This is a genomic window from Listeria booriae (assembly GCF_000766865.1).
Lineage (GTDB): Bacteria > Bacillota > Bacilli > Lactobacillales > Listeriaceae > Listeria_A > Listeria_A booriae.
In genome coordinates this window covers 137149-149564 of the sequence record NZ_JNFA01000001.1, presented here as the reverse complement: position 1 = coordinate 149564, position 12416 = coordinate 137149, and the positions used below count along the sequence as shown (strand labels likewise).

The 12416-nt window shown below is 42.4% G+C and carries 14 protein-coding genes; 6 read left to right on the top strand and 8 right to left on the bottom strand.

Annotated features, from left to right (window positions below):
• On the top strand, positions 1 to 183 hold a 183-nt coding region (locus EP57_RS16890), incomplete at its 5' end, for a hypothetical protein (protein ID WP_036083169.1).
• 206 nt (positions 184 to 389) lie between these two features.
• Here the strand turns inward: EP57_RS16890 and EP57_RS00635 are convergent.
• From EP57_RS00635 to EP57_RS00625, 3 genes are all read right to left on the bottom strand, one after another.
• Positions 390 to 1538 carry a pyridoxal phosphate-dependent aminotransferase gene (locus EP57_RS00635; RefSeq protein ID WP_036083167.1) on the bottom strand — a complete coding sequence of 383 codons (1149 nt, stop codon included), beginning with the start codon at positions 1536 to 1538 and terminating at the stop codon, positions 390 to 392.
• Between the two features lie 67 nt (positions 1539 to 1605).
• Positions 1606 to 2328, bottom strand: a complete 723-nt coding sequence (locus EP57_RS00630; protein ID WP_036083165.1) for an amino acid ABC transporter ATP-binding protein — start codon at positions 2326 to 2328, stop codon at positions 1606 to 1608.
• Positions 2321 to 3787: an ABC transporter substrate-binding protein/permease gene (locus EP57_RS00625; RefSeq protein WP_036083164.1), complete on the bottom strand. Its 1467-nt coding sequence runs from the start codon at positions 3785 to 3787 to the stop codon at positions 2321 to 2323. Before EP57_RS00625 ends, EP57_RS00630 begins: the two co-directional genes overlap by 8 nt.
• A gap of 246 nt (positions 3788 to 4033) precedes the next feature.
• Here EP57_RS00625 and EP57_RS00620 point away from each other — a divergent pair, with 246 nt between their 5' ends.
• A complete protein-coding gene (locus EP57_RS00620) occupies positions 4034 to 4468 on the top strand; it encodes a hypothetical protein (protein WP_036083163.1) in 435 nt (144 codons plus the stop codon).
• 238 nt (positions 4469 to 4706) lie between these two features.
• Here EP57_RS00620 and EP57_RS00615 read toward each other — a convergent pair whose 3' ends face one another.
• The 3 genes from EP57_RS00615 to EP57_RS00605 all read right to left on the bottom strand — a co-directional run bounded on the left by EP57_RS00615 (position 4707) and on the right by EP57_RS00605 (position 6972).
• Positions 4707 to 5225 (bottom strand): hypothetical protein, encoded by a 519-nt coding sequence (locus EP57_RS00615; protein ID WP_036083162.1) that lies wholly within the window; start codon positions 5223 to 5225, stop codon positions 4707 to 4709.
• A gap of 112 nt (positions 5226 to 5337) precedes the next feature.
• A complete protein-coding gene (locus tag EP57_RS00610) occupies positions 5338 to 6339 on the bottom strand; it encodes an inorganic phosphate transporter (protein WP_036083160.1) in 1002 nt (333 codons plus the stop codon).
• A 12-nt stretch (positions 6340 to 6351) separates the two neighbouring features.
• Positions 6352 to 6972 carry a DUF47 domain-containing protein gene (locus EP57_RS00605; RefSeq protein ID WP_036083158.1) on the bottom strand — a complete coding sequence of 207 codons (621 nt, stop codon included), beginning with the start codon at positions 6970 to 6972 and terminating at the stop codon, positions 6352 to 6354.
• 460 nt (positions 6973 to 7432) lie between these two features.
• Here EP57_RS00605 and EP57_RS00600 point away from each other — a divergent pair, with 460 nt between their 5' ends.
• Genes EP57_RS00600 through EP57_RS00585 form a run of 4 tightly spaced genes read left to right on the top strand, consistent with a single transcriptional unit; the run spans position 7433 to position 9888 of the window.
• Positions 7433 to 8302 carry an aldo/keto reductase gene (locus EP57_RS00600; RefSeq protein ID WP_036083156.1) on the top strand — a complete coding sequence of 290 codons (870 nt, stop codon included), beginning with the start codon at positions 7433 to 7435 and terminating at the stop codon, positions 8300 to 8302.
• Positions 8303 to 8314: 12 nt separating this feature from the next.
• Entirely contained in the window at positions 8315 to 8974 is a 660-nt protein-coding gene (locus EP57_RS00595; RefSeq protein WP_036083154.1) for a DNA alkylation repair protein, read from the top strand.
• 34 nt (positions 8975 to 9008) lie between these two features.
• Entirely contained in the window at positions 9009 to 9482 is a 474-nt protein-coding gene (locus tag EP57_RS00590; RefSeq protein WP_052167452.1) for a hypothetical protein, read from the top strand.
• A gap of 16 nt (positions 9483 to 9498) precedes the next feature.
• A complete protein-coding gene (locus tag EP57_RS00585) occupies positions 9499 to 9888 on the top strand; it encodes a VOC family protein (RefSeq protein ID WP_036083152.1) in 390 nt (129 codons plus the stop codon).
• Between the two features lie 44 nt (positions 9889 to 9932).
• Here EP57_RS00585 and EP57_RS00580 read toward each other — a convergent pair whose 3' ends face one another.
• Both EP57_RS00580 and EP57_RS00575 read right to left on the bottom strand, forming a co-directional pair.
• Positions 9933 to 11255 carry a hemolysin family protein gene (locus tag EP57_RS00580; protein ID WP_036083151.1) on the bottom strand — a complete coding sequence of 441 codons (1323 nt, stop codon included), beginning with the start codon at positions 11253 to 11255 and terminating at the stop codon, positions 9933 to 9935.
• Positions 11256 to 11524: 269 nt separating this feature from the next.
• Complete coding sequence (locus tag EP57_RS00575; protein WP_036083149.1) at positions 11525 to 12403, bottom strand: cation diffusion facilitator family transporter; 879 nt, start codon at positions 12401 to 12403, stop codon at positions 11525 to 11527.
• Between the last annotated feature and the right edge of the window lie 13 nt (positions 12404 to 12416).

Below are 12416 nucleotides of genomic sequence, written 5' to 3'. Positions count from 1 at the left end.
TGGGTCGATGGCGTGCGCAAAAATAATTACACGGTGCTAGAAGGTAGCGGTACCTTCACCATCAACATGGCTGGACGAGTGCCAAGTGTCACCAGCCAAATCACAGCTAAAATCTACGACCGCGCCACGGACACCTTACAAAAAGAACAAGAAGTACCGATGCTGCCAAGTAGACCATCTTAATGACAAAAAGATTTACGCCTTATGTATGGAAAAGGGAATAGTTCAGATGAGCATGACAGTCCATTTTGTCCCATGAGACCCCAATAAGCTATCGACCTATAATTTATTCTTCTACCTTTAGTTAGGATAGAAAAACAGTTTTAGATCGATAGCTTGTTTCATTATAAAAGTCATACTTATCCTTCAATTTTGATCTCGTCTTCAAATCAAAACGTCAACTTAACCAACCGATCAAACGCTTCTTCCAACACATCCAAACTCTGCGTCGCGGCTAACCGGACGTAATTATCGCCTGTATCTCCAAACGCAAGGCCAGGAATTAGCAGGACTTGTGTTTCTTTCAGGACGTATTCGCAGAATGGGACGGAGGTCATGCTGGAGCCGCTGATGTTGATGAAGGCGTAGATGGTTCCTTTGGCGGGACGCATGGACAAGTACGGGATTTCAGAGACGCGTTTGTCGACGTATTCGAGCCGTTCTTGGAATGTTTTTGTGACGGTAGGTATGAATCCTTCGGCGCCGTTTAGAGCGTGTATCGCGGCTCTCTGGGACGGTGTCGGGGCGGAGAAGGTGATGCCTTCGTTGATGGATTTGACGGTTTCGATGATGTAGTTCTCAGCGATCATGTAGCCGATGCGCCAGCCTGTCATCGCGAAGTTTTTCGAGAGGCTACCGAGTGTGATGGTGTGCTTTGGCGCGAATGTGGCCATTGGAGTGAATTTTTCTTGGAAGCTGAAGCCATCGTATACTTCGTCGGATAGGATATAAAAATTGTGTTTTTCGGCAAGTTCGGCGATTTTCTGGAAGACTTCTTTGGAGAAAACGGCGCCTGTTGGGTTGTTTGGTGAATTTAGAATCAAGGCTTTGGTTTTGTCGGTGATGGCTGCTGCTAAAATATCTAGATTGATCGCAAAATCGTCTTTTTCATAGGTTGGGATAAAAACGGGCACACCGCCAGCCGCTAAAACTTGATCTTTGTATGGCGTGAAGTACGGTTCGTGAATGATTACTTCGTCGCCTGCGTCAATGATGGCTTGTAATGCCAGATACATACCGTGGCACGCACCGACTGTGGCGCGGATTTCGTTCGTTTCAAATGCTAAATCGTATGTTCGTTTGTAATAATTCGCGATGGCTTCTAAAAGCTCGATGTCACCGGATGCTTCAGTGTATTTTGTTTGTCCGCCACGTACGTCAACGAATGAGGCTTCGATGATGGCTTGATCGGTAATTAAATCAGGGTCGCCAATCGAGAAGTCGATGAGATTTGGTGTCGTTTTCGCGATGGTCGTGATTTGAGACAGAATATTGACGGGAGCTTGTTGGTATTTTTTTGCTAAATTAGATGCGTTCATTTTTTTAAAACCTCCATATGTAGATAAAAGTGGAATGCGCGTATGTTTGCATTCCACTTTTTGTTTATTATAACACTTTTCCGAGGAAACTTTGTGTTCGTTCGTTTTGCGGGTGTGTAAAAATTTGTTCTGGCGTGCCTTCTTCTTGAATGTAGCCACCGTCCATGAAAATGACGCGATCGGCTACTTCTTTGGCAAAGCCCATTTCGTGTGTTACAACAACCATTGTCATACCTTCTTTAGCCAGGCTCTTCATTACTTGAAGCACTTCGCCAACCATTTCTGGATCAAGCGCAGATGTTGGTTCGTCAAAAAGCATAACATCGGGATTCATCGCTAGAGCACGAGCAATTGCCACACGTTGTTTCTGCCCACCAGATAGGGAAGATGGGTAGCTACCTGCTTTGTCAGCAAGGCCTACTTTGTCTAGCAATTCCAAGGCGTGTTTTTTCGCGGATTCTGCGGTTTCGCCTTTGACTTTTAGCGGTGCCAATGTTAGGTTTTCAAGCACGGTTTTATGTGGAAACAAGTTGAAGCTTTGGAAAACCATGCCCATGCGTTGGCGCAATTCGTTGATGTTGACGTTTTTGTCTGTGAGGTTGGTACCTTCGAATTCGATGACGCCGCCAGTTGGCTGTTCGAGTAGGTTAAGACAGCGTAAGAATGTGCTTTTTCCTGATCCTGAGGGGCCAATGACTACGACCACCTCGCCTTGTGCGACCTCAATATCGATGCCTTTTAATACTTCTAATTTATCGAAATGTTTTTGTAGTTGGTTTACTTTAATCACTTGTTCTCATTCTCCTTTCAGCTACACCTAGGAGTCTTGATAGACCGAATGTTAGGATGAAGTAGATGACTGCGGCAACGGCATATGGAAGGAAGGCATTTAGACTCGCTCCAGCAACGACGCCAGACATAAACATCAATTCACCGATACCGATAATTGATACCATGGATGACTCTTTAATAACCGTAATAAATTCATTACCAAGCGCTGGCAAAATATTCTTGATAGCTTGTGGCAGAATGATGTAACGCATACTTGCAGCTTTTGTCATACCAAGGCTACGTGCAGCTTCTTCTTGCCCCCTATCAACAGCCATGATTCCAGCACGGATAATTTCTGCCACATAAGCAGCGCTGTTTAGTGACAGAGCAATGCACCCAGCAACAATTGCTGGTAGGTTCAACCCTGCGAAGATAGCAGTGGTACCGAAGTAAACTAAGAAAATTTGAACGAGGAGGGGTGTTCCACGCAGAAATTCGATATAGCAGTTAGCGGGCCAACGTAACCATCTTGTTGGAGATAATTTCATAAGAGCAATTAGAGCACCAATAATGGCCCCGAAAAATACTCCAATGGCTGCGATACCAATTGTATATAGCGCCCCTTTTAAATAATAAGAGCCATATTGAGTAAAGAAATTACCCTCTTTGAACATTGCTTTACTTGCTTCTTCTTGGTATTGCTTTAAAAGCCCTTTATCTTTAATTTCTTTTAAAGATGTGTTAATACTTTTTTGTAGAGAAGTTGTTCCCTTATTCATAGCAATTGCAGTTTGTTTCGTACCGTTTACAAAATTCACATCAGAAATCATTAAATCATTATATTGTGTGATGTAGGCGTCAGCAACTGGACCTTCTAGAACAACCGCATCCAGTTTTTTTTGTTGTAACTCTAACATTAAGGTGGTTACTTTGGATAATGATTTTACAGTAGCACCTGTTAGCTCATCTTGTGCTAGAGCTTCTTGTGTTGATTGTTTCTGTGCGCCCACTTTTGCGCCATGAAAATCAGTTGTAGATTGAAATTTATCTTTATCTTCTTTTCTGATAACCACTTTTTGCTGAACAGTCATGTATGGATCAGAAAAATCTACTTCTTTTAAACGCTCAGGTGTTGGAGACATTCCTGAGATAATTACATCAATTTTATTAGTTTTCAAAGCTGGTAGTAGACTGTCGAAGTCCATTTCGCTGATACTTAAATCAACGCCCATATCTTTGGCGATTTTCTTCGCAATACTAATATCAAATCCAACATATGTGTCTTTGCCTTTGATTGTTTTGTGGAACTCATACGGCGGATAGTCAGCGGATAGGCCCACCACGAGTTTGCCTCTTTTTTGTATATCTGCTAGCGACGTATCTTTTTCTGCAGCCAAAACGGGAGAAAAACTAGCAAATAGAATCATGAATATAAAAAATATAGCGGTTAACTTAAGATAAAACTGCCCTTTAAACATGTATACACTCCTTTGTAATGTATATCATCTCGGTGTTTTATGCATTTTCATGTATAAATACAAAGATGAACATAGAATTAATACCTTCTTTCGATAGATATAATAATACATTAATTTGAGTAATTATGCAATAGTGTTTTTAATAAAAATCGGGATTGCTGTATGCCTCGCTTTCTGGTGACGGAGTAAGCGATTAGATGTTACAATGTAGCAGAGTAGAAATCTAAACAAAAAGGTGTGGTACGAATGGAGAAAGAATACGAACTTGTAATACAGGAAGTTGAATTTCTAAACGATGCTAAAGGTGTATTCGACGGAACCATTTTATGTATGGAATTTTTTGTTGCTAAAAGTAAAGCGGCTTATGATGCGCAAACGGATGAACCGATGTTGCAAAGAAAGGATCGACGTCGGGTGAATGAGCTTGTGGATAGAGAGTTAAAGGCATTTCAGAAACGATTGGAAGATGAACCAGATGTCCGGCCGTTACGCCAATTAGATGATCTTTTTCAAGTGTTGGAAGAGGGGATTGGCGGGCTGTTTTCACCGGAAGATGAGATTGAGTTTGCTAATTTAGGAATAGAGGGTTTTATTCAGGTACATAATAATCCGGAAATTCTAGGGCGACATTCAGATGTTCTGCTAGACAAGGTAATGAGAAGTATGGAAGACGAGATGTAAAAACGAAAGAGTCTGGGACATAACCCAAATAAATCGGCGGCAAGCGCTCGCATTCAGGGCGTTTGGCGGACTTCCGGTTCTCACATACACCAGTATGCTCCGCTTCCGGCTTCCACCAAACGCCCTGAATACAAACGCTTTCGCTCGATTTGTGTATAGCAAAATTTTTCGTCCTACCCAAAGTAAATAGCCCAGCGTTTTTGCTTTATCTTGAGTTTTGTCCCATCCTCTTTCTACGTTAAAATTCCTCTTTTATTAATCGAATAATAAAGAATGACAGCAAAAAGAAGGCTGATGGCAGTGTTGGTGTTTCATTGTATTCAATCATGACGGCGCTGCCAGATAGTGATTTATCAATGTCGATGTGGGCGATGTCCGCGTGATCTAGCAGGATTTTAATCAGTCCTTTTTCTTCGGTTTGAATGATGTCGATGCGATGTTGTTCGTGGACGCCTTTGATGTGCAGGCTATGTTTGCTATTTGGTACTTCTTTAAAGGAAATATCGTAATTGGGGTCGGAGTTATGATACACAACAGATGAACCGTCTTCGCCGAGCCAGCCGATTTCGATGGTTAGTGTTGCTAGTTCTTGGTGGGTCACTTCATTGGAGTAGCTGTACAGAGGCTGATTGTTTTGAAATGAGATACGTGACGAAATTTTTTCAATGCGCCCAATAATTTCTTCGTTTTCATTTTTCACTTCGATCGGGTTGCTTTTTCGTAGGACTAGGGGTTTTTGAAAGTGGAAACTAGGCATTATTAATTCATCTCCTGACGTAAATGTTGTATATGGTTCTTTTCCCTTTTATTTCTACTAAAAACATCAAAAAACTCGCTCTTCCGAAAAAATCGAGAGAGCGAGTTATATTTTATGCTAAAAATAATTTCAAGACGAAATAAATGGCTGCGGCAATCGCTGCTGAGATTGGCAATGTGATGACCCAAGTTGTAATCATGCGTTGCGCTGTGTCCCATTTAACGCCTTTCACACGGTGAGCTGTTCCAACACCAAGGATGGAAGAACTGATAACGTGTGTTGTGCTGACAGGTAAATGAATGAATGTCGCACCGAAGATGATAATAACAGAACTTAAATCTGCTGCTACACCACTAACGGGTTTGATTTTCATGATTTTACCGCCGACTGTCTTGATGATTTTCCAACCACCGATAGATGTACCGACTGCCATGGCGATCGCACAGGATACTTGGACCCATAATTGTACGTCATCTGTATGCTGGAAGCCATTTGCAATCAAGGCTAATGTAATAATACCCATTGATTTCTGCGCATCATTCGTACCATGTGTGTAGGATTGAAGCGCGGCTGTTCCAACTTGAATATAACGGAAACGACGGTTTGTAGACGACAAGTTCAAATTCTTTAAAAAGATTTTGAAGATGCTGTAAATCAGGTAACCGACACCAAACGCGATGAATGGTGATGCGATAAGTCCGATTACAATTGTCAGGAAACCTTTGTATTCCAGTGCGCCGAAACCAGCTGCGGCAATGGCACCACCGGCAATAGAACCGATTAAGGCGTGCGAGGAACTACTCGGGATACCGAAGTACCACGTCACTAAGTTCCAGGTAATCGCGGATATAAGTGCTGCTAAAATAACAAGATCACCATGTGGTAGTGAGAACGGATCGACGATGTCTTTCGTAATTGTCTTGGCAACACCCGTGAAGGAAATCGCACCGACAAAGTTCATCACTGCCGCTAAAATAATTGCATGTTTAGGTTTTAATGCTTTTGTGGATACACTCGTTGCGATGGCATTAGCGGTATCATGAAATCCGTTGATAAGATCAAATGCTAATGCAGCAATAACGATGACAACCGTAATAAATAACATACCTTCCATTTAGCCGGCCCCTTACGCGTTTTTCATAACAATTGACTCTAGTGTATTGGCTACACTTTGACAACTGTCTGCGATTTCTTCAAGATTTTCGTAAACTTCTTTCATCCGAATTAAGCGGATAGGATTTTCTTCGTTTTGGAAAAGTTGAATCAAGGACTCGCGGTATACTTCGTCACAGATTGATTCGTAATTCTTTATTTTAATAGCTAATGTGCGTACGTCTTTTAGTTTCTTATCGAAAACTAAGTCTACTGCTTTTTCGATTTCTACTGTGCTTGCTTCAATGGCATCGATGAATTTCTGCATGTAGTCGTCAAAGCGTTTGATATGACAAATTTCGAATGTGAAGGCAACTTGTTCGAAGCCGTCCATTACGTCGTCTAATCGGTTTGTTAGTTCTAACATGTCTTCGCGCTCGATTGGCGTGATGAAGGCATCGTTCAGTTCTAAAATCATTTTGTGGACTAATGAATCACCATGTGTTTCATACTCTTTCATTTTCTCTGAAAAAGTATGTAAATCTTCCCCAGTTTCAATGTTGTAAGAAGCGAAATAGTTAGCGCCCTCACGTAGATTTACTGCCATGTCATGTAATAATGAAGCAAAACGGTCTTTCTTATTTTTAAAAGCCATTTCATAATTCCCCCGATCTTTTTTGTGTGATTTTTCCCAGTATAATAGGGCCCACTTTTTCGTTGTTGTTAGTGAGCGAATCTTTACAGAAAATATACTTAAAAAAATCATTACAAGGATAGAAATTTACCACATATTCATACTAACATAGGATGGCGGCAATAGGTATCTTTTTTTTAGCGCGAAATAGGTAAAAACTAGTTGAAATCGGTTACATTTGCAGTTTGGCGGGTTTTTGAAAATGGCTGTACGAGCGAATTTTTTTTATGGCGTAACGAATGTGGTGAATATAATGCCGAGATTCGGTGGTAAATCTTGTTTGTTGATGCACAAGCGATATTTTTATGTGGCATTTATGTGGATAATAATATGTAATTTCTGTATACTAGTTTTAAGTATTTTTAAAGAAAGAAGTGCGTGGCGGGTATAGATAAACTACAAGAAACAGGAGGTTTTATCGATGGTTCATTCGTTTCAATCGCGTTTTCGTTTAAATAATGGTGTGATGATTCCGTATCTTGGTATGGGTGTTTTTCAGGTAACCGATCAGCAGCATGTCCCTGGCGCGATACAGAAGGCTTTAGAGGTAGGGTACCGCTCGTTTGATACGGGCGCTGTATATAATAATGAAAAACTAGTCGGAGAGGCAATAGGACGCAGTGATGTGGCGCGTGACGAGCTCTTTATTAGTTCAAAAATTTGGAATGGCGATCAGGGCTATGACAAGGTTTTGAAAGCATTTGAGCATACGCTAGCAAATCTTGGTGTCGATTATTTGGATATGTATTTGATTCACTGGCCGCTTGCGGAAATGTATACGGAGACGTGGCGTGCGATGGAACGGCTCTATGAGGAAAAAATGGTGCGCGCGATTGGTGTGGCTAATTTTAAGGAACATCATTTGGCGAATTTGTTTGTGAAGGCGAACGTGAAGCCCGCGATAGATCAGGTGGAGACGCATCCGTTTTTGCCGCAAAATGAACTGCGGACGTATTTGGCGGAGCAGGGAATTGCGCATGGTGCTTGGTCGCCGCTTGCGAAGGGGGCTTTGTTTCAGAATCCGGTAATTGCGGAGATTGCGAAGAAGCATGGGGTGCATGTGGATCAGGTGATTTTGAGGTGGCATATGGAACGTGATACGATTACGATGCTGCGCTCGATTAGTGCGAAACGGATGCTTGAGAACACGCAAATATTTGATTTCGCGCTGGATGCGGATGATATGAAGCGAATTGGACAGTTGGAGAACGGGAAACGTGTTGGGCCAGATCCGGATGATGTGGCGTTTATGATGGCGAGCATGGAGAAGGAACGGGCAATGTTTTCTTAGGGGAGATTAGGAATGGATAATTATGCGGAACGGTTGATTCAGTTTTTGAAGGAGCGGGAGGATTCGGACGAGAAACAGGCGATGGAGCAGTATATGCGAAACCAGTTTGTCTTTCTAGGATTGCGAAGCCCGGTGCGTCGTGTGTTATATCGGGAATTTGTGGCGGAGCATGGGAAGCCGCAGGACGTGATTGCTGTTGCGCGGGAATTGTACGGGCAGCCGGAACGGGAATTTCGGTACATGGCGATTGATATGCTCAGCAAAGTGGTGAAGAAGCAGCCGCGTGAGATGCTGGATTTTTATGAGCAGTTGATTGTGACGGAGCCTTGGTGGGACACGGTCGATTTGCTGGCGAGCACGCTTGTTGGCGGACATTTGCAACTGTACCCAGACATGATAGAAGCGTATAATACGAAATGGATTGATGGGGACGACATCTGGCTTGCACGGACGGCGATTTTGTTTCAGTTGAAGTATAAGGACAAGACGGATGCAGCGCTTCTTTTTGCAAACTGTGAGAAATGGCTAGATTCAGACGAGTTTTTTATTCAAAAAGCCATTGGTTGGGCGCTACGACAATATGCAAAATTTGATGCGAATGCGGTCTTGGCGTTTGTGGAGTCGCACGATTTGGCGCCACTTAGTCGTCGGGAAGCGTTGAAACATTTTTAATAGATAAAATATGTGAAATCAAAGGAGAAATAACATGTCAAATATTACTGAAAAAGAGATTCAAGAAGCGCAAAACGCATGGGGAAATGCCATTATTGAAATTGGGAATCGTTATCGGAATCAAGAAGATTATCAAGCATATACAAAAGAAGTTGTGCCAACTTTATATGCTTTTGGTGAGCGCGATGTGTTGTTTAAACCGACGCGTGCCAGTGTGGTTCCATTTCGGACAAATTTAGACGAAGCGCTATCTTATTTTGCTGGTAGTGGTGTTGTAGCAGAGGACGTTGGCTTTGCTTTGCAACTATGGCACAATATTCGTTTTGAGAATTTTAAAGTTATCCATGATGGAAATACGGCGTTTGCAATGGGACATTATTTCTTTACGGATTATAATAGTTATGATGAGTTGAAGGTAGAGTATACAATGGGTTACTATCGCAATGAGGAAGGCGCGCTTAAATTGTTCGTCCATCACTCGAGTTTCCCTTTTGTGCCGAATAACTAGAAAAGGTTGGTGTGTGATGTTACATCATGTGGAACTGAACGTTTCGAATTTGGCAGAGGCGCGTGCATTTTGGGATGTGTTGCTGTCAGATTTGGGATACACGCTTTATTCGGAATGGGAGAAGGGCGTTAGCTGGATATATGGCGAAACGTACTTGGTATTCGTGCAGACCGAGGAACGGTTTTTAAAAGATGGGTATCATCGTGGGCATACTGGGTTGAATCATTTGGCGTTTCATGTGGAGACACGAAGCGATGTGGATGATTGGACGGAGCGTTTTCGAGCGCAAGGGGTACCGATTTTGTACGAGGATCGTCATCCGTTTGCTGGTGGACCTGATTATTACGCCGTTTTTGCAGAAGGCCCGGACCGAATGAAAGTGGAGTTAGTCGCGAAATCAAAATAGAATAAGCCCCCGAATCCTTGTTTAGCGGTTTCGGGGGCTTTGCTTTATTCTTCGACTGCTTCTTTCTTCTTCACTTTCTTGAAAACTTCAATATAAGAAATGTGATGTGGCTCGGCTTCTTTGACGCGGAAGACGTAGCCGTTGTTCTCGATTTCATCGCCAACTTCGACTTCGTAGTTATGCGTTAAGAACCAACCACCAATCGTGTCGACTTCTTCTTCTTCGATGTCTGTGCCAAGCATGTTGTTCACTTGGTCGATTAAGACTTTCGCGTCGATAATGAAATGGCCGTCTTTGATTTTGCGGATTTCTGGGATTTCGTCGGCATCGAATTCGTCGCGAATATCACCAACGATTTCTTCCACGATGTCCTCAACGGTTACAAGCCCCGAAGTACCGCCATATTCGTCAAGCAAAATCGCGATATGCGAACGTTCGCGCTGCATCCGAATCAATAATTCTTTAATCGGAATGGTTTCAATGACACGAATAATCGGTTTTACGTAAGGGTCAATGCTAAACTGTGGATCAGAACCGTTCTCTACATAAGCAGAGAGGATTTCTTTCAAGTTCAGCACGCCAATAATATGATCTTTGTCGCCTTCGATGACAGGATAACGCGTGTAGCGCTCATTTTTCATGATGTCAGAAAGGTCGGCAATCGTACCACCTGTATCCACTGTAACGATTTCAGTACGCGGAATCATGACTTCTTTAGCCATCCGCTCGTCAAAATCGAAAATCTTGTTTACATAGCTAAATTCAGATTGATTAATTTCTCCACTTTTAAAACTTTCGCCAACAATGATGCGCAATTCTTCTTCGGTATGCGCAATTTCATGGTCGGACGCCGGTTCTAGACCGAAAAGTTTCGCAATGACAACGGCGGATTCGTTTAGTAACCAAATGAATGGAAACATAACTTTATAGAAAATGTGAAGCGGGCGGGCAACAGACAACGCGACAGCCTCTGTTTTGTCGATGGCAAGTGTTTTAGGCACGAGTTCACCAACAACAACGTGTAAAAATGTAATTAAAATAAACGCAATCGTAAAGGAAAGTACCGACGTAATCGAGCTTGGCAAATCAAAGAACTCAAAAAGAGGATGAAGTGCGGCTTCGACCGTGGATTCCCCTAACCAACCAAGTCCCAGTGAACTAATCGTGATACCTAACTGACAGGCAGAAAGATACGCGTTTAGATGACTGTAAATATGTTTGGCCAGATGGGCACGTTTATTGCCTTCTGCGATCAGCTGATCCAGACGACTCGGACGCATTTTCACGATAGCAAATTCGGTTGCTACGAAAAAAGCGGAAATTGCAATAAGTAAAGCAATAATTAAAAATTTAGTGGTTAATATCAATGATTGGCCACTCCTGATACAGCACCAGAAATGGCGAACACCTCCTATATAGGTTTAAAGTTATGTTGCTTTTGTGTGTGCTTTCAAGAGGTTAGCCACTTGGTAAGGTAACACGAGAGCAACGGTTGCGTTATATAATTGTGTACAAATGAGATGATTAGTTTGTCTGCCCCACTGTGTTTTTCCCTCCCAACAAATGCTTGAATATACTTAATCTAAATTATAAGTCAAACGGAGGAATAAGACAAGATATAAAGATGATTTGGAAATTATTGTTTTTCTTCAAAATAGGGCTCAATATGGACGAGCGTATAGGCGTTTGGATAGGTGGCACGAATGGCAGTTTCAATTTTTTCTGTGATGGCATGGCTTTCGGCGACGTTAAGGTCTGCTTTTACAGAAATGGTGGCGTCAATCCAAATGCGATTACCATTCATCCGAGCCTTGATATCCAACACTTGATGGACTTGCGGGACATCGGCAATAATCGTGTGAATCGCTTGAATTTTACCGATATCAAAACCGTCTGTTAACGTATGCGCAGCGTCATAGAAAATTTTCCAAGCGGTGTAAATGATAAGCAGGCCAACGAGTAGTGCGGTAACATTATCAAGCCAAGCGAGCCCAACGACCGCACCAGTAATCCCGATAAATGTACCAAAACTCACATACGCATCCGAACGATTATCGTAAGCCGCAGCCTTCACCGCTTGACTGTCCACTTTCTTGGCGAGATTATTATTAATTAAGTAAACAACATACATCACAATTCCTGAAAAGAGGGCGACAATAGCGGTAAGCATAGACGGCGTAACAAATTCTTGATGCCAAAAAGCAACAATGGCTCGCCACACAACCTCAATCCCAACAAGAAACATGATAAAAGAAGCAATGAGCGAACTTATCGTTTCTGTCCGACGATGCCCATAAAGATGATCTTCATCTGGCGGAATCCGCGAAATTTTGAGTCCAATCAAAAGAGCTACCGACGCAACAATATCTGTCGTATTATTCAAACCATCGGCCTGCAAAGCATCCGAGTTTCCGACTGTTCCAACGACAATTTTTAAAACCGCTAAAAAAATATAGGCGATGATGCTAAGCCAAGCGCCGCGTTCGCCTTTTCTTAAGTCATCATAGTTTTCCATGTTGGTTCACCTC